This window comes from Streptomyces sp. NPDC041108 (assembly GCF_055592645.1).
Genome location: NZ_JBVIYK010000003.1, coordinates 652,612 through 670,625 on the forward strand (window position 1 = coordinate 652,612; position 18,014 = coordinate 670,625).

9 protein-coding genes are annotated in these 18,014 nt (G+C 73.6%); 1 reads left to right on the forward strand and 8 read right to left on the reverse strand.

What is annotated here, in order from left to right; translation table 11 throughout:
• Window positions 1-54: 54 nt before the first annotated feature.
• Window positions 55-1,710: a succinic semialdehyde dehydrogenase gene (locus tag ACZ6BB_RS12405; RefSeq protein WP_471615195.1), complete on the reverse strand. Its 1,656-nt coding sequence runs from the start codon at window positions 1,708-1,710 to the stop codon at window positions 55-57.
• Between the two features lie 213 nt (window positions 1,711-1,923).
• Window positions 1,924-3,315 carry a diacylglycerol/lipid kinase family protein gene (locus ACZ6BB_RS12410; protein WP_471615196.1) on the reverse strand — a complete coding sequence of 464 codons (1,392 nt, stop codon included), beginning with the start codon at window positions 3,313-3,315 and terminating at the stop codon, window positions 1,924-1,926.
• 343 nt (window positions 3,316-3,658) lie between these two features.
• Here ACZ6BB_RS12410 and ACZ6BB_RS12415 point away from each other — a divergent pair, with 343 nt between their 5' ends.
• Window positions 3,659-4,666: an alpha/beta hydrolase gene (locus ACZ6BB_RS12415; protein ID WP_471615197.1), complete on the forward strand. Its 1,008-nt coding sequence runs from the start codon at window positions 3,659-3,661 to the stop codon at window positions 4,664-4,666.
• 4 nt (window positions 4,667-4,670) lie between these two features.
• Here ACZ6BB_RS12415 and ACZ6BB_RS12420 read toward each other — a convergent pair whose 3' ends face one another.
• From ACZ6BB_RS12420 to ACZ6BB_RS12445, 6 genes are all read right to left on the reverse strand, one after another.
• Window positions 4,671-6,392 (reverse strand): serine/threonine-protein kinase, encoded by a 1,722-nt coding sequence (locus tag ACZ6BB_RS12420; protein WP_471615198.1) that lies wholly within the window; start codon window positions 6,390-6,392, stop codon window positions 4,671-4,673.
• A 229-nt stretch (window positions 6,393-6,621) separates the two neighbouring features.
• Window positions 6,622-8,412, reverse strand: coding sequence for a serine/threonine-protein kinase (locus ACZ6BB_RS12425; RefSeq protein ID WP_471615199.1), 1,791 nt, complete (start codon window positions 8,410-8,412; stop codon window positions 6,622-6,624).
• A gap of 155 nt (window positions 8,413-8,567) precedes the next feature.
• Window positions 8,568-10,364 carry a serine/threonine-protein kinase gene (locus ACZ6BB_RS12430; RefSeq protein ID WP_471615331.1) on the reverse strand — a complete coding sequence of 599 codons (1,797 nt, stop codon included), beginning with the start codon at window positions 10,362-10,364 and terminating at the stop codon, window positions 8,568-8,570.
• A gap of 240 nt (window positions 10,365-10,604) precedes the next feature.
• Window positions 10,605-13,451 carry a protein kinase gene (locus tag ACZ6BB_RS12435; RefSeq protein ID WP_471615200.1) on the reverse strand — a complete coding sequence of 949 codons (2,847 nt, stop codon included), beginning with the start codon at window positions 13,449-13,451 and terminating at the stop codon, window positions 10,605-10,607.
• Between the two features lie 387 nt (window positions 13,452-13,838).
• Window positions 13,839-16,022 carry a serine/threonine-protein kinase gene (locus ACZ6BB_RS12440; RefSeq protein WP_471615332.1) on the reverse strand — a complete coding sequence of 728 codons (2,184 nt, stop codon included), beginning with the start codon at window positions 16,020-16,022 and terminating at the stop codon, window positions 13,839-13,841.
• A 192-nt stretch (window positions 16,023-16,214) separates the two neighbouring features.
• Complete coding sequence (locus ACZ6BB_RS12445) at window positions 16,215-17,921, reverse strand: glycerol-3-phosphate dehydrogenase/oxidase (protein WP_471615201.1); 1,707 nt, start codon at window positions 17,919-17,921, stop codon at window positions 16,215-16,217.
• Window positions 17,922-18,014 lie beyond the last annotated feature (93 nt).

The following is an 18,014-nucleotide window of genomic DNA, read 5'->3' on the forward strand; positions in this document are numbered from 1 at the left end:
GTTCACTCGGCGGAGCCGCACATCGATACGGCCCCGCCGCCCCCGGCGGGGCGCCTACCTGAGCCTCAGTGCCTTCATCACCCGCAGGCTGCGGCTCATGAACTGGGCGTACTTCTCGTCGTCCATGCCGAAGGAGGGGGCCATGGGCAGCAGGCGCTGCTGGGCGATCGTCTGGGCCTCCGTGTACTTGAGGATGCCCTCGGAGCCGTGGCGGCGGCCGAGGCCGGAGTCCTTCATGCCGCCCATGGGGGACTGGACGCTGCCGTAGGCGGAGGCGTAGCCCTCGTTGACGTTGACCGTGCCGGCGCGGACGCGGGAGGCGACCTCGCGGCCGCGGCGGCCGTCCTTGGTCCAGACGGAGGCGTTGAGGCCGTACGCGGTGGAGTTGGCCTCCTCGACGGCCTCGTCCTCGTCCGTGAAGCGGTAGATGGAGACGACCGGGCCGAAGGTCTCCTCCGTGCACACGGACATGGGTTCCGTGACGCCGTCGAGGATCGTGGGCTCGTAGAAGTACGGGCCGATGTCGGGGCGGGCGACGCCGCCCGCGACGACCTTGGCGCCCTTCTCCACGGCCTCGTCGACGTGGCGGGTGACGGTCTCCAGCTGGCGTTCGCCGACCAGGGAGCCCATCTCGGCGCCGTACGCGAGGGAGGTACCGAGGCGCATGGCCTTGGTGCGGGCGGCGAAGCGCTCCAGGAAGGCGTCGGCGATGGACTCGTGGACGTACAACCGCTCGATGGAGATGCAGAGTTGCCCGGCGGAGCTGAAGCAGGCGCGGACGGCGCCCGCCGCCGCCTTCTCTATGTCGGCGTCCGCGAGGACGAGCATCGCGTTCTTGCCGCCGAGTTCGAGGGAGACGCCGACGAGGCGGGCGGCGGCGCCCTGCGCGACCTCGCGGCCGGTGCGGGTGGAGCCGGTGAAGGAGACGTAGTCGGCGTGCCGGACGACCTCGGGGCCTATGACGGGGCCCTCGCCGAGGACGACCTGGAAGACCCCGGCGGGCAGGCCGGCCTCGATGAGCAGGTCGCGGGCCCACAGGGCGGTCAGGCAGGTCTCCGTGTCGGGCTTCATCACGACGGCGTTGCCCGCGACGAAGGCGGGGATCGCGTCGCCGACGGAGAGTTCGAGCGGGTAGTTCCAGGGGGCGATCTGGCCGATCACACCGCGCGGGTGGCGCAGCTCGGTGACCTTGGTGAGGGTCGGTACGGCGCCGGTGTGCCGCTTCGGCTTCAGGTAGAACGGGGCCTTGCGGCCGTAGTGGCGGGCGGCGACCGCGACGGCCTGGACCTCCTCGTGGGCGTGCAGACGGGCCTTGCCGGTCTCCAGCTGGATGAGGTCGAGCACCTCGGCCTGGCGCTCCAGCACCAGGTCGTGGAAGCGGAGGAGCACGGCGGCGCGCTCGCGCACCGGCCGCTGGGCCCAGACGGCCTGGGCCGCGCGGGCCCGCTCGTAGGCCGTCGCCACGTCCTCGGGGGTGGACTCCGGCAGGTCGGCCAGCTTCTCACCGGTGAACGGGGTGTGGTTGGCGGTCCGGCCGGAGCCGACCACGCCCTTGGTGAGCTGGGCGACCAGTTCGGGAGTGACCACGTCGGCGGCGGTACGGGCGCCCTGGGGCGCTGCCGCGAGGGGGTTGGTGCCGGTCGTCCGTGCCGTGCCGGTCGTTCCCGTGGTGGTCGTGCCGGTCTTTTCGGGGGCCTGCGAGTCCGTCATGACGCGCAGGGTATTCCGGACCGGACGACTTTGGGTACCCGGCGGTAACAGGGTTTCACCGGGCGTCCACAACGCGCCAGTGATCGCTGGCAACGAAGTCGCTGATCAGCGCGGCGGGTGGTGCCGTGCGGACGTGAGTGCGGCGTCGATCACCTCGTTCGAAACTGCCGGCCGCGCCCCGGGCCGAGGTTCACCGGCCGGGCAACGGGACCGTCAACGCCACCGGTCCCACCTCCGCTGCGCCCACCCGTACCGTTCGTGGTGCTTGGGCAGGGCCGTGCGGCCGACCGCGGCGGCGAGCTTGCGCAGCCGGCGCCAGTCCAGGGGCGGCTTGGGCTCGGGGACGCCGGGCCGGTCGCGGGGCACGCGGACGCGCAAAGCCTTCTGCGAGACCCGGCAGTGGACGGGGGTGGGCAGCAGGAGGGCCTCGCCGTCGACGCCGACCTCGATCTCGGCCCGGTCGGCCTCGACGACGATCTCGTCCGCGACGAGGAGGCTGAGCCCGGGGGCGTTCGGGCCGAGGACCATCCCGGCGGCCTCGGCGGCGCTGTCGACGCGCACACCGACGACGCCCAGCACGCCGGCGTCCAGCCGTTCGCGGCGGCCGAGGCCGACGAGGTCGTCGCTGCGGTAGACGTTGTTGCTGACGAGGACGGCCTGCGGCGCGTCGATGACGGCGTCCCCGATGCGGGCGGTGAGCCGCGGGCCCCGCTGGTGGGTGAGCAGTTCGGGCAGCAGCTCCAGGGTGGTGCGGACCTTGTCGTCGCGGTAGGCGGGGCTCTGCACGACGGCGGCGTACGCGCCGAAGGAGGCGTTGTTGACGAACGGATGACCGCTGGCGTACCCGAGGTCGACGTGGAGCTCCACACCCTTCTCGGTGAGGGCGTCGAGGCAGGCGGCGGGGTTGTCGCGGTCGAGGCCGAGGTCCATGGCGAAGTGGTTGCGGGTGCCGGCGGAGATGACGAGGAGGGGGACGTCGTACGCCGCCGCGACGGCGGCGACCTGGGCCTGGGTGCCGTCGCCGCCCGCGACACCGAGGAGGTCGGCGCCGTTCCTGACGGCGTCACGGGCCAGTACGGCGACGTCCTCGTGGTGGGCGGGGTCGAGCAGATGGACCGTGGCGCCGAGCCGTTCTGCGCGCTCCTTCAGCCGGAAACGCTCGACCTTCCCGCCGCCCGACTTGGGGTTCATGATGAGGAAGGGGCGGGTGGGGGCGGGGGTGCGGTGCTCGGGCACATGGACGTGGTGGGACTTGGTGCTCCTGAGGGCGAACTTGCCGGACCAGACGGCCACGGCCCAGAGCCCGGCGGAGACGATCACGACCCACAGCAGGTTGACGACGGCGAACCACCAGATGACGCCGACCGGCGCGGCCACCGCCAGCACACCCGCGGCGATCCGGACGGCGCCGCGGTGGATCAGGACCCACCACAGCGCGGCCACCGTGAGGCCGGCGCCCAGCACGACGCCCGCGACGAGCAGCAGGCTCGCGGCGCGCGCGTACCCGAGCGGCAGGAGGACGGCGAGAGCGGCGCAGGCGAGTGCGGCCCTGGCCGCCCAGCGCTGTCTCGCGTGAGCCCGCACGTCCAGGTGTTCGATGCCCACGCTCGCTCGCCCCTCGCGCCGATCATGCACTTGACACGGCATGTTAGGGGCAAGAGGCCGAAGAAGGCGATGCCTGCCGGACACCGGCCGCGTCGCCCTCGTCCGTGCTCACCGGTGCCGAGCCCGCCCGCTTCACCGTCGAGCACGAACACTTCACCGCAACCACCCTGACCCGCTTGGCTTTTGTTCGAGCGGGCCGCCTATAGTCCGGATGCGCACGCGAGCAGGCCGTGTGGGCGCTCCCCCTGTGGACGTGACGAGCCACGCGCGGTCGCGGACGTGTCGATCGGATCCCGCGACCCGGGGACAACGGACGCCTGCCGTCGGGTCGTTCGAAGGGCAGGTGGCCGTGCGTCGCCTCTGGGGTTGTCTGTTTCTCTGCGCCGCCGTGGTCGCCGCGCTCCTCATCTCGGACACGCGCGACAGCACGGCGGCCGACCGCAACGAGGCCACGTACTCCTACGGCTCACACAGCCGGCAGACCCTCGACGCCTACTGGAACGCCGCCGGCGAGGAACGGAACGGCACACAGCCGGGCATCGTGATCCTGCACGGCGGCTACTGGCACGAGGACACCGGCTGGGCCACCTGGTCGCGCACCTTCGCGGACGCCGGGTTCGCCGTCTTCACCGTGGACTACCGGCTGAACCACGACGCCGCCTGGCCGGCCCAGCGGACCGACGCCCTGTCCGCGCTCGACTGGATCCGCGGCCACGCCGCCGACTTCGACCTCGACATCAACCGGATGGCGCTTCTGGGCTCCTCCTCCGGGGGCCAGATCGCGACCACCGTGGCGACGTACCGGTCCGGCGCCTACGGCCTCGACGGCGTGGTGGGACTGTCCCCCGTCGTCGACCCGTACCGCGCCTGGCGGGACGGCAACGCCGCCACCGCGACGGACCGGCAGCGCAGGCTCCGCGACAACGCCGTCATCCTGGCGCGCTGCTCCCCGGAGACTCAACCGGACACGGAGAGGGAGACGGGGGAGAAGACGGGAGGGAAGACGGAGAAGGAGGCACGCAAGGAGACGGAGACGCGCACGGAGGGGGCGAAGGACCCGGCCACCGCGTCCCCCCACCCGGGCTGCCGGGAGACCTGGAACGACATGGCCGCCAGGAGCCGGGCCTCCGGAGCGGACGACGCCCCCATGTACCTGCTCCACTCCAAGGGCGACGCCGCACCCGCCCAGCCCTCGCTCGGCCTCGAAGCGGCCGAGGAGAAGGACCACAACATGCCCGCCAACGGCGTCACGGTGAAGACCGTGGCCGGCTCCGCGCACGGCGCAGCCCTGCTGGACGACCCGAAGGTGGCCGAGCGGGTCATGGCCTGGATCGCCGAGCGGACGTACTGAGCGCCTACGTGTGGTCGAACCGCAGGTTCGCCAGGGCCGTACGCGCGATCTCGCGGCCCTGCCCGGTGAAGTGCCCCTTGCCCGGATAGTCGATCCAGACCCGGTACACGTCGCCGTTGCCCGCCCTGTAGTACAGGACCCGCGCCTCACGCAGCCGCGGTGCCCGCGTGTCCGTGGTCGTGTACACGATGGTGTTCTCGGCGGCCTCCCGGCCCTCGAACTTCGCCTCCTGCGGCCGCCCCTTCGGCGTCGGCGTGTCGGCGATGTCCAGGCTGTACTCGCCGTCCTTGATCAGCTCCCAGTCGGCGTACGCCTTGTCCAGCGCGTTGCCCGGCATCTCCCCGGCCTTGTCGTCCTTCTCGATGTCCCGGTCGACGTTGATCCGGATCAGCCCGCTCGGGTCGCTGTACTGCGCGAAGGTGCCGTCCGTGGCGTCCGGCTCGAACGTGTCCTTCACGAAGTCCCGGGGCACACCCACGCTCGCGGCGACCTTCGCACCGAGGTCCCGCTGCTTCCAGCCGTCCGGCAGGGGCCCCGCGAAGGGGTCGGCGACGACCAGGTACGCCGTCACCGCCGCCGCGACGACCACCGCGCCGAGCCCGGCGAGGGTTTTGGCACCGATCCGGACGCCCCTGGGGTTGCCGGCCGGGGACCCGGCGATGTGCCGGACCTCCTGGGTGGGAGCGAGCACCGGCGGGTTCGCGGCCGTCTCCAGCAGCTCGCGGACGCGCGCGGCGGCCGGGCGGCGCGCCGGGTCCTTCTGCAGCAGGCCGTTGATGGCCTCGGCGAGCGGGCCCGTGGCCGAGGCGGGCGCCGCCGGCGTGGCGTTGAGGACGGACTGCAGGGTCGCCGGCGTGTTGCTGCGCCGGAACGGCGACACGCCCTCGGTGGCGGCATAGAGGACGACGCCGAGCGACCAGAGGTCCGACGCGGGACCGGGCCGCTGGCCCAGCACCCGCTCGGGGGCGATGTACTCGGGCGAGCCGACGATGCCCCCGGTGTCCGTCAGGTTCGTCTCGCCCTCGATCTGGGCGATGCCGAAGTCGGTGAGGACGACCCGGTCGTGGCGGCCGAGGAGGACGTTGTCCGGCTTGACGTCCCGGTGCAGGATGCCCGCCGCGTGCGCCGCCTCCAACGCGCCGAGCACGTCGAGGCCGATTCTCGCCGCGTCACGCACCCCGAGGGTGCCCTCCTGGAGCGCGTCGCCCAGCGAACGTCCCCGGACGAGTTCCATCACGATCCACGGCTGGCCGTCCACGACCGCCACGTCATGCACGTTCACGACCGAGGGATGGTCGAGCCGGGCCGCCGCACGGGCCTCGCGGCGCATCCGTTCGAAGGCGTTGGCCCGTTCACGCTCGGGAAGATGGTCCGGTACGCGCGGCTCCTTGACGGCGACCTCACGGTCCACCGTCTCGTCCTTGGCCCGCCACACCGTGCCCATGCCGCCGTGGCCGAGCTTGGCGAGCAGCCGGTAGCGGCCCGCGATCAGGCGTCCCGTGCCGGGGTCCTGCGGGGGTCGCGGCGCCTGCGCCGGCAGCTGCGCCGAGGGCGTCGGCACCGGCTGTACCGAGGGCGACGGCGCCGGCTGCGCCACCACTCCCGCCGGCTGCGCATACGGGTTCCCCGGGTACGGCACGCTCGGCTGCGGCGGTTGCAGTCCGAAACTCGTCGGCTCGTCCGGCCCGTAGCCGGATCCGTAAGGGGCTCCCCCGTCGCTGCTCATACGCTCATCTGTATCGCGGCGAACCCGTCGGCATCCACCCCCGTCGCTTTCCGGTCACAGACCCGTGACGCGGAACGCCGCATATTTCCGTTTTGACACGAACGACCATGCCGGCCGCAGGCGCACGGGAGCGCCGCCCAGGCACTCGCGGGAGCACCACCCAGGCACCCGCGGATACGCCGCTCGACCGCTCGCGGAGGCGTAGCTCAGCCGCTCGAGGAGGCGCCGCTCAACCGCGTACGAACGTGTCCACCGCCACGTCGAAGTACTCCTTCGCCTCGCTCACCTTCCCGACGGGCGCCGACACCCACACGTCGTACAGCCGTCCGTCCTGTTCCCAGCACAGGTCGTAGGTGTGCCGGGGCCCCTCCGCCGCGCTGAAGCCGTCCCAGGTGAACTCCCAGAGCGCGGCGGGGCGTCCGCCGTGGGTGGTCTCGGTGACCCTGCCGTCGCGGTAGCCGGGGTTCGTCGAGGGCCCCTCCTCATGGGCGCGCCGCATCACCCCGGCCGGCCCGCCCTCCTCCGGGTCGTCGAGCTTGACGCCGATCCTGATCACCTGCCCCGGCGACATGTAGAAGACCCGCTTCCCCTGCGGCTCCCGGATGAAGTCGTCCGGTACGGCGAGGCTGAAGCCCCGGTCGTCCTCGGCCAGCCGGTACCCCGAGGGCGCGGCCGGCGCGGTGGCCGCCCGCGAGCGCGTGACCGTGGGCGTGGCGTCGGCCGAGGTACCGGCCGTGCCGTCCGTCGGCGTACCCGGCGTGCCGGACCCGCCGCCGGACACGCCGGACCCACCCGAGGTGGACGGCGCACCCGTCGTACGCGAAGCGTCCGGCGTCCGCGGCGCCGAGGTGCCCGGCGTGCCGCCGCCTCCCCCGTCGTCCCCCTCCCGCATCAGCAGCGCGGCGGCCGAGACGCCCGCCCCGGCCATCGCCGCCACCAGCGCGGCCGCGACCAGCACGCTCCGGGCGGAGCGCGGCTGCTGCTGCGCGGGCTGCTCCCGCAGGGCCACCTCCGGGCCGTCGGACGCGGGCGGCCCGGACGGCGACTGCCCGCCCGCCGCCGGTCCCTCGGGGGCGGTGCCCCCGGACGCGCCCCCGCGCCGCGCGTCCCGCCCCGGGCGCGGCACGTCCCGCCGGGTCGGGGTGTAACCGGCCGACGTCCTCGGGGCCTTGGTCGTCCTCGGTGTCCGGCCGGTCTCCCGGAAGGCCCGCAGCAGCCGCTCCGCCTCCGTCGCGTCGAGCCGGCGGTCCGGATCGCGCTCCAGCAGCCCCCGTACGACGGGGAGGAGCGGCGCGGCCTGCGCGGGCGGCCGGATCTCGTCCACGACGACCGCGTGCAGGATGCCGCCCAGCGAGTCCCGCCGGAACGGCGACTCCCCGCTGAGCACGGCACACAGCAGCGCGCCCAGCGACCACAGGTCGGACTCCGGCCCGGTGCGGGTCCCGGCCATCCGCTCCGGCGCGGTGTACTCGGGCGAGCCGACGAAGGACCCGCTCTCGGTGAGCGTGGTCGCGCCGGCGACCTGCGCGATGCCGAAGTCGGTGAGGACGACCCGGTCGGTGCCGGTCTCCATCAGGACGTTCGCCGGCTTGAGGTCGCGGTGCAGCACCCCGGCGTCGTGCGCCCGGCGCAGCGCGCCCAGCAGGTCGATCCCGATCCGCGCGGCCTCCCGCGCGTCCATGGGTCCCTCGGCCTCGATGCGCTCGGCGAGCGAGCCGCCGTTGATCAACTCCATGACGATGTAGGGGCGTTCGTCCTGTTCGACGACGTCGTGGACGACGATGATGTGCGGGTGGCCGAGCCGGGCGACCGCCCGCGCCTCCCGCAGGGTGCGCTCGCGGCGCTGCCGGGACCGCTCCTCCGGGAGGGAGTCGTCGAGGGCCAGTTCCTTGACCGCCACCTGCCGGCCGAGGAGTTCGTCGGTGGCGCGCCACACGATGCCCATACCGCCGCGGCCGATCCTGGCCTCCAGCCGGTACCGGCCCGCTATGAGACGGACGTTCTCCCCCTCGGTCCCCATACGCCCCATCATGCCGCACCGGACCGAAACCCTCCGGTGCCGCGGAACGGCCTGGCCGACAAGCGACGTACGCGCGACCCCTGAGCGCCACGCGAGCGCCGTGCGGGGGACCCGTGTGCAGGGCACGCTCCGCCGGCCGGCACCTCAGCCGCGGCTCACCGCTTCGACGGACGCCAACTGCGCAGCACCGCGTAGAACTGCTCCTCCGCCGTGTCCCAGTCGGCGGCCGGGGCGGACATGTAGATCGTGTACTCGACGCCGTCCCGGGAGAGATACATCTGTTCGATCGCCCGGCGCGGCCCGGGGAAATCCGTGTCCTTCGCCGGCGCGGTCCAGGTGAAGTCCCACAGGGCGCCCGGCCGGTCGCGGAAGATGTTCTCCTTCAGACTCACCTGCGCGTACTCGGGCCGCGCCGTCCGCAACTGCTCCTCCAGGTCGAGCTGGTGGTGGTACGGGCTGTCGAAGTCCGGCGAGTCGTCCACGGCGATCCGGAGGAAGTGCTCACGGTCGTCCGGGGTGTAGTCGATCTGCGTCCCCATCACCTGCCGCTTCCATCCCCGGGGCAGGGCGAGGCTGAAACCCTCCGGGTCCTCGACCCGCTCCCACCCCTCGGGCACGCCGTCGCCCGCGGCGTTCGCCCCGGCCGTGGAGCCGCTTTCCGCGCGCCACGTGTCCGCGTAGTGCATCGCGGCGGCGCCGCCCCCGCCGACGAGCGCGGCCAGCAGGAGGACGGCCACGACCGTACGGCCCCGGCCGCGCCGCCCGGTGGTGGACGGCGCAGCGGGAGCGGTCGGGGCGGGTGGGAGGCCCGTGGCCATCGGAGCGGCCGGTGTACCGAATGTGCCGACGGCCGGACCATGGCTCCCGGCGGCGGGCACGTGGCCCCCATCGGCGGCCGCGCCCGCGGTGGGGTGCCCCGGCACCCGCACCCCGTCGTCCGTGGCCGTACCCGTACCCGTACCCGTGCCGGGCCCACCACCCGTATCCGCACCGGGTGCACCGAGCGCCCTGTGCGTGCCCTCCGCACCACGCGCGCCCCCGCCCTCCGCACCGTCCAGTGCGGCGGCAGCACCCGTGCCGTCGCCCGCGCCCGCCGGATGCTGCCGGGTCGGCACATACGCCTGCGCCACCCGGGGCCGCCGCCCCTCCGCCGCCTCGGCGAGCATCTGCTCGACCTCGGCGGCCGCGGGCCGTACGGCCGGGTCCTTGCACAGCAGCGCGGTGATGACGGGCCCCAACGGCCCGGCCCGCACGGGTTCGGCCGCTTCCTCGCCCACCACGGCCTGCATCGTGGTGAGCGGTGTGGTGCGCCGGAACGGCGACTTGCCCTCGACCGCCGTGTACAGCGTGGCCCCCAGCGACCACAGGTCGGACGAGGGCCCGGGGTCGTGCCCGCGCACCCGCTCGGGGGCGATGTAGTCGACGGACCCGACGATCTCGCCGGTCCGGGTGATGGTCGTGTCGCCCTCGACCTGCGCGATCCCGAAGTCGGTCAGCAGGACCCGGCCGTCGTCGGCGAGCAGGACGTTGCCCGGCTTCACATCGCGGTGCAGGACACCGGCCCGGTGGGCGGCGCCCAGCGCGCGCAGCACCCACATCCCGATCCGCGCCGCCTCGCGCGCCTCGACGCGCCCCCGTTCCTTGACCGCGTCGGCCAGGGAGACGCCTTCGACCAGCTCCATGACGATCCACGGCCGGTTGTCGTGCTCCAGCACGTCGTGCACGGTGACGACCGCCGAGTGGTTGATCCGTGCCGCCGCGCGCGCCTCCGCCCGGGTCCGGCGCAGCAGGATGCCCTGCTCGTTCTCCGAGACGTAGAGCGCGGCCGTCAGCTCCTTGATCGCGACGGCCCGGTGCAGCACCTCATCGTGCGCACGCCAGACCCGTCCCATGCCACCGCTGCCGATCGTGTCGACCAGCCGGTAGCGCCCCGCGAGGAGCAGCCCCTGCATCTGATTCACGTTGCCCCGCAATGTTCTTGACAGGGTCACATTAGGGAGCGGCTCGCGCCCCGGGGAACCGGCCGGGCCGCACGGAGACAGCACTGTGACGGTTCTCGCTTCCGCGACCGGAGCGCAACCTTCCGAAGCCCGCCCGACCTCGCACCCGTTCGCCCCGCCGACGCCCTCTCATGCCCTTCAGAGAGAAGCCCTACGAGGCCGTCAAAGCCCGTCGGGCCTCACCGGAAGCCGTCAGCCGGTCACCTTGTACGTGGCCGCCGCCTGCTCGTACAGCCGGGTGACCTCGTCCCGCTCCGCCTCCGGTCCGCGCACCTGCACCACGTGGTACCGGCCGTCGAGGAGGATCGCGAGGTTCCGTACGTAGACGCCGCGTCCCTCGGAGTCCTGCCAGGTGAACTGCCCCTCGGCCGAGGTCACCCCGCCCACCTCGATCAGCCGCATCCCGGTGGACGTGGCCCAGGAGGAGTCGCGGAAGGGCTGCAACTCGCGCTCGTCCTCCCGCTGGTACGTCAGCGGATCGCCGCCGTAGGTCGCCCTGCTGTCCCGCCCGGGGACGAGTATCAGCGCGAAGTCGCCCCGGGAGTACACGATCTGACCGCGACCGTTCTTGGCACCGCGGTCCCAGCCGGTGGCCACGGCCACCTGGAACCCCTCGGGGTCCTTGCGCAGGGTGAAGCCCTGGGCGACCTCGGGGTCACCGGTCTGCGTCTGCGTCGAACCGGACGACTCCGACGGGCTCGCCTCGCTCCGGTCCTTCTCGCCGCCGTCGGGCGAGTTCGAGTTCTGGCCGGACCCGGGCGCGTCGCTCGCCGTGGGCGACGGACTGCGCTGCCCGGCACTGTCCGTACGGCTGCCCGTGTCACCGCGCACGTCGCTCGGCGCGGCCTTCGGCATGAACACCACGGCGTACATGACCGCCGCCACCAGCGCGAGCAGGATCAGCAGGAGCAGGTTCCGGCCCAGTTTGCGGGGCTGCGGGGGCTTCTCCCGGGTGCGCTTGTGGCGGGCGTGCGCGCTGGTCGCGGGCAGCCCGGCCCGGCGCCTGCGGACGAGTTCACCGCGTCGCCGTACGATCGGCAGCCGGCTCGCGTCCACGGGCGGCGTCGGCACGACATGCGTACCGGCCTCGGGTTCGGGCGCCGAGCGCACCAGTGAGCGCAGCCAGCCGCGCAGTTCCTCGAAGTCCAGCCGCTCGGTGGGGTCCTGGCGCAGCAGGGACTCCACGACCGGGCGCAGCGGCCCGCACTCCTCGGCGAACGCGGGCGGCTCCGCGCACACCAGTTGCACCAGCTCGGCGGTGTTCTCCTCGGGGTACGGGGCGTGTCCCTGCACGGCCCGGAACAGCAGTGCCCCGAGCGCCCACAGATCCGTCGAGGGCCCGATCGGCGCCGCCAGCTGCCAGTTCTCGTGCACCGGCCCGGCCTGCTCCGGCGCCCACCGCTCCGTGACCGGCCCGACCACGGCCATCCGCGCCTGCCGCGCCCGCTCGGCGGCGAGCGCGGTCGCGGGCCCGCGCCGGGCGGTGGCCCCGCCGTCGGCAGCGTCCCAGGGAACGGTGTCCGCGACACCCGTGGCATACGGGCCGGCCAGGTCGTCGTGACCGGGATACCCGGACTGCCCCGAGTACCCGGACTGCCCTGAGATCCCGGACTGTCCTGAGATCCCGGACTGTCCCGAGTGCCCGGAGCGCCCGGAAGCCTGAAACGCGCCGTGTCCCGGGACCCGGTGTGCGCCGGTGTCGCCGTCGTCGAAGGCGCCGTCGGCCCGGCCGCCGCGCGCCGGCGCGTCGTCGAGGCGGTCGGCGGCGTAGGGCTGACCGGCGGCGTAGGGCGAGGAGTTCCCGGAAGCCGAAGCACCCCGGCCGTTGCCGCCGGACGCGGCCGTTTCGCCGCGGGGTGCCGCACCGTGCCAGGCGCTCGTGGCGCCGCCGCTCGCGAGGACACCGTAGGGGTCGGCGATCTGGCCGAGCGGCACCGGGCGCGCCCCCTCGCCGGAAGCAGGGTCACCGTCGCGGCCCGGCCCCGTCGCCGGGGTGTCCCGCGGTGCCGGCCGCTGCGCGGGCAAGCCCGTGCCCGGCCCGCCCCGCTGGTCGTCCTGCACCCGGGCCGCGGCCCGCGCGCCCGCCCGGTACGCCGCGATCGCGCCCGCCCTCGCCGCCCGGGCGTCCCCGCCGGCCTCCAGCGCGCGCTGCCCCCCGGAGGGGTCCGCGTCCGGAGCCGTCGTACGTCCCGCCCGTGCCTCTATCGCCGCCCGCCGCGCGGCCTCGGGGTCCTCGCCTGCGTCCCCGGGCCCGCCGGCGCCGAACGTGCTCCCGCCGGTGCGCCCGGGCGCCGACGCCGCGCGTGCGGCGGGAAGCCCACCGGGCGGCACCGGGTCATGCCGCGCGGCCCGACCCCCGCCGGGCCCCACGGCAGGCACGCCCGCGCCGCCGGGTGCCGCCGGCGGCCGGTCCTCGAACTCCCGCGCGGGCACCGGGTCGTACCCGCACAGCGCCTCTTCCGCCGCCCCGACCGCCAGCCCGGTCAGCATCACCCGGCCGTCGTCGCAGACCAGCACCGTACGGGCGGTGATGTTCCGGTGGACCCAGCCGTGGGCGTGCAGCGCCCGCAGCGCGGTGAGCACGTCGGAGGCGACCTCGGCCGCCCGGTAGGGGGTCAGCGGCTGTTCGGCGAGCAGTGCGGCGAGGGTCCGGGCGGGCACCAGTTCGCTCACTATCCACAGCGAGCCGCCCTCGGCGAACACGTCGAAGACCTGGTCGAGCCGTGGATGGTCGGGGATCTGCGCGGCGGCCTGCGCCGCCTCGACCGCCCGGCGTACGGCGGGGTCCGCGGAGCCGCGTGCGGTCCGCGCCGCTCCCCGGCGCCCTGCGCCGTCCCGCACCACATAGCCTTCGGGCAGCCCGTCCGCGTCGAGCATCTCCGCCTCGACGACCTCGGGCAGCGGCACCTGCCGGACCAGGACCTCCTGTCCGCTGTAGGTGTCGAAGGCGCGCAGCTCCGGGGCGAGTTCGTACTCGTCGGAGGGCGGCAGCGGCAGGCGATAGCGGTCGGCGAGTACTCGCCCCGCGTATTCGTCCACAACACCCTCCCCCGACCGCCCGGTTGGTCAATTCCGTTCGCCTTGTGGCCCGTTCCGCTCTTGATGCGAACGGTCCGCAGCCCTTCACGATACGTGCCGGGGGCAACTCACATTGACTCGATGCGATATCTCGTTCGTCTCGAATGTGCTCGAACGCATCCGATCTTCCCCGGAAGGCCCGCCCCCGAACTCACCCGGCGGGCACAAGTACCGAAGCCCGCGGTCACATCGAGGTAGCCGCTCCGTCCCGCGCCCCCGCACGCCCCCTGCGGCACCCAGAGCTGAGGCACGAAACCGCACACTGACAGAACCCCGAACGAACCGGCGCACAACTCTGACTCACGCGCGCTCCGGGCGCACGCCGTCAAGGACGGGGCGCCCGGCACCTCACGACTTCGGCTTGAACGTCTTCGTGAACGTCCGCCACGTGTCCTTGCGCAGCTCCCCGCTCCACTTGGACGCCTTCGCGGTGTACATCAGCGCGTACCCCTGCCGGGAGTCGACGACGAAGCCGCGGTCGATCGACCGGTACGCCGTCCCGCTCTCCACGTAGGTGAACTCCCAGTCGGCCGCGTTCCAGCCCCGGTAGTCCACCGCCTCTATTCGGATCCGCTTGTACTGCGAGCGGACCATGTACCGCTCCTGGTTCTTCCAGTCCGCGACCGGGTCGTTCTTCGGCGTGGTCGTCCAGCCGACGAGCAGCCGCTGCCCGTCGGGGCCGGAGAAGCGGGCACCCGCGGCGTCCGTCGACCGGTACTTCCATCCGTCGGGCAGCCCGATCGAGAAGCCCTGACCGCTCTTGTACGTCTCGGTCTTGAGGGTCCCCGAGCCGGAGCCGTCACCGCTCACGGATCCGTCGGACCCGCCCGTGGCGCTCGGCGAGCTGCCGCCGGACCCGCCGGGGTCACCGGCCTCCTCCGTCGTCTCACCGTCCGGACTGGGGTCGGAACCCTTGTCCCTGCCCTTGCCCGCTTCCTTGCCGTCCGTGCCGTTCTTGTCGTCCGCGCCCTTGCCGCCGGCGTCGCTCCCCGACGCCGCCCCGCTGGACGCGGCCGCCTTGGTGTCGGCGCCCTTGCTGTTGTCGGAAGTGTCGCCGATGCCCCGGGTGAGCACGAAGACGGTCCCGAGGACGACCAGGACCACGGCCACGGCGATGGCGGCCAGGGTCCGCCGCGACACCACGTCCGTGATCGGAGCGCGCGGCACCGGCCGCGGCGGCAGGTCCGGCGGCGGCACCTGCGGCCACCCGGAACTCCGCTTCGGCGCACCGGCGTTCCCCGCACCGCCACCCGCACCCGCCCCCGCCGCACGCGGTCCCGGAACCCCCGGCGCCGACGTGCCCGGGCTCTGCCCCGGGCCGCCGCCGGCCTTCGCGGCACCGGCACCCGAAGCCACCCCGACGGAGGCGGACCTCGTCGTCACGGCCGCCGAGGACGCGGACGCGGCGCCCGCCCCGCCGGAAGCCTTGCCGGATAGCCCACCGGGCGCCCCACCGGAGGCCCCGCCGCCGGCACCCCGCGCCACACCGGCACCGGCACCGGCGGCCGCGGCCCCGGACGCGCCCTTGCGCATGGACCACCGAGGCGCACGCGGCCGCTCGCCGCCGCTCTCCTTGGCTCCCGTGCCACCGGAACCGCCCTTCTTCGGGCGCTCCTCGGGCACCGGCGGCAACGGCACGACCCGTGTCGCGTCCACCGGATCGACGTCCTTCGGATCGGGCGCGTGGATCACGCTGTTGAGCATCGCCCGCGCACCGGCGTCGTCGAGCCGCCGCTCGGGGTCCTTGGTCAGCAGCCCGAAGATGACGTCCTTCAGGGGACCGGCGCGCTTCGGCTCCGGCACCGGCTCGGTCATCACCGCGGTCAGTGTCGCTATGGCCGACCCCTTGTCGTAGGGCGGCACCCCCTCGACCGCCGCGTAGAGCAGACCGCCGAGCGACCACAGGTCGGCCGCGGGCCCCGGCTTGTGACCACGGGCCCGCTCCGGCGAGATGTACGAGGGCGCGCCCACGAGCATGCCGGTCGAGGTGATGGAGGGGTCGCCCTCGACCTGTGCGATTCCGAAGTCGGTGAGGACGACCCGGCCGTCGTGCTTGTCGATGAGGACGTTCGACGGCTTCACGTCCCGGTGCAGGATGCCCTCGCGGTGCGCGGCGCGCAGCACGTCGAGAATGGCGAGCCCCACCTCGGCGGCCCGTTTCGGTTCGAGCACGCCGTCCTCACGGATGGCCTCGGCGAGCGACTTGCCCTCGACGAGCTCCATCACGATCCACGGACGGTCGTCCTCGTGCACGACGTCGAAGACCGTCACCGCGGCGTTGTTGCGGATCCGCGCGATCGCCTTGGCCTCGCGCAGGGTGCGCGTGATCAGGCGCCGTTTCTCGTCCGCGTCGATGCTCGACGGGAACCTCAGCTCCTTGACGGCGACCGTACGGCCCAACGTCTCGTCCTCGGCACGCCACACCGTGCCCATACCGCCGCGACCGAGCACCCCTCCCAGCCGGTACCGCCCGGCGAGGAGACGTGCGTCCTTGTCCTGACGGGAATCCCCAGCCCGCTCCGCCTCCGACATGCGTCCCCTCATGCAACCCGCCCTGACAGAGCCTCCATTGTCACCCACCCGCCAACCGCCCCACGCCCTGGCCCCCCTCAACCATCCACGGCGGCGGCCGAGAAGGGCCGGGAGACGCACAGGTGGGGGACGGGCGGGGCGGGTGGGGGACGGACACCACCCGCCGCGCCCGGCGGACCCGGCCGCTCCCGGCTACAGATGCACGATGTCCGGCGCCCCCAACCGGGCCGCGTCCGCGGTCAGATCGTCCGGCTGACGCTGTGACTCCCGCTCCGCCTCGACCCTCTTCTCGTAGTGCTGCACCTCCCGCTCGATCTGGTCCTTGTCCCAGCCGAGCACCGGCGCCATCAGCTCCGCGGCCTCCCGCGCGCTGCGCGTCCCGCGGTCGAACGTCTCGATGGAGATCCGCGTCCTCCGGGTGAGCACGTCGTCGAGATGCCGGGCGCCCTCGTGCGAGGCCGCATACACCACCTCGGCGCGCAGATAGTCGTCGGCCGCATGCAACGGCTCCCCCATCGACGGGTCGGACGCGATCAGGTCGAGCACCTCCTCGGCCGCCGACCCGTACCGGTTCAGCAGATGCTCCACCCGCACCACGTGCAGCCCCGAGCTCGCCGCGATCCGCGCCCGCGCGTTCCACAGCGCCCGGTACCCCTCCGCCCCCAGCAGCGGCACGTCCTCGGTGACGCATTCCGCGACCCGTTGGTCCAGCCCGTGCACGGCCGCGTCCACCGCGTCCTTGGCCATGACCCGGTACGTCGTGTACTTGCCGCCGGCCACGACCACCAGCCCCGGCACCGGGTGCGCCACGATGTGCTCCCGCGAGAGCTTGCTCGTGGCGTCCGACTCCCCGGCGAGCAGGGGCCGCAGCCCGGCATAGACCCCTTGCACGTCGTCCCTGCTCAGCGGCACGGCCAGGACCGAGTTCACATGCTCCAGCAGATAGTCGATGTCCGCGCTGGAGGCCGCCGGGTGCGCCTTGTCGAGGTCCCAGTCGGTGTCGGTCGTCCCCACGATCCAGTGCCGCCCCCAGGGGATCACGAAGAGCACGGACTTCTCGGTCCGCAGGATCAGACCGGTCGTGGAGTGGATCCGGTCCTTGGGTACGACCAGATGGATGCCCTTGGAGGCCCGTACGTGGAACTGCCCCCGCTCGCCCACCATCGCCTGGGTGTCGTCGGTCCACACCCCGGTGGCGTTCACGACCTGCCGGGCGCGGATCTCGTACTCCCCGCCGCCCTCGACGTCCCGCACCCTGGCCCCGACCACCCGCTCGCCCTCCCGCAGGAAGCCGGTCACGCGCGCGCGGTTGGCGACCTTCGCCCCGTACGACGCGGCCGTGCGCACCAGGGTGGCCACATAGCGGGCGTCGTCCATCTGGGCGTCGTAGTACTGCAGGGCCCCGACCAGCGCGTCCTTCTTCAGACAGGGGGCGACGCGCAGGGCGTGACCGCGGGTCAGATGACGGTGGACCGGCAGTCCCCGGCCGTGCCCGCGCGCCATCGACATCCCGTCGTACAGCGCGACGCCCGAGCCCGCGTACCACCGCTCCCAGCCCTTGTGCTGCAGGGGATAGAGGAACGGCACGGGCTTCACCAGGTGCGGTGCCAGCCGCTCCAGCAGCAGCCCTCGCTCCTTCAACGCCTCGCGCACGAGGGCGAAGTCGAGCATCTCCAGATAGCGCAGACCGCCGTGGACGAGCTTGCTGGACCGGCTGGACGTGCCCGACGCCCAGTCACGTGCCTCGACCAGGCCCGTGGACAGACCGCGGGTCACGGCGTCCAGGGCCGTGCCCGCACCGACCACTCCACCACCCACGACCAGCACGTCCAGCTCGCGCTCGGCCATACCCGCCAGTGACTCGGCGCGCTGCGCCGGTCCCAGTGCCGCTGTCCTCACCGCTGCCTCCTGCTGTCGGTCGCGCCGTCCCCGCCGGCCCCTGCCCGTCGGGCGGGACCCGCTCATGTCCCCCTGCCCAAAATTCTGACCGTC

Bases quoted from the DNA above. Each gene is read 5' to 3' on its own strand.
- ACZ6BB_RS12405 (WP_471615195.1), bottom strand. From the start codon at position 1,710: ATGACGGACTCGCAGGCCCCCGAAAAGACCGGCACGACCACCACGGGA.
- ACZ6BB_RS12420 (WP_471615198.1), bottom strand. From the start codon at position 6,392: ATGAGCAGCGACGGGGGAGCCCCTTACGGATCCGGCTACGGGCCGGAC.
- ACZ6BB_RS12425 (WP_471615199.1), bottom strand. From the start codon at position 8,412: ATGGGGACCGAGGGGGAGAACGTCCGTCTCATAGCGGGCCGGTACCGG.
- ACZ6BB_RS12430 (WP_471615331.1), bottom strand. From the start codon at position 10,364: ATGCAGGGGCTGCTCCTCGCGGGGCGCTACCGGCTGGTCGACACGATC.
- ACZ6BB_RS12440 (WP_471615332.1), bottom strand. From the start codon at position 16,022: ATGTCGGAGGCGGAGCGGGCTGGGGATTCCCGTCAGGACAAGGACGCA.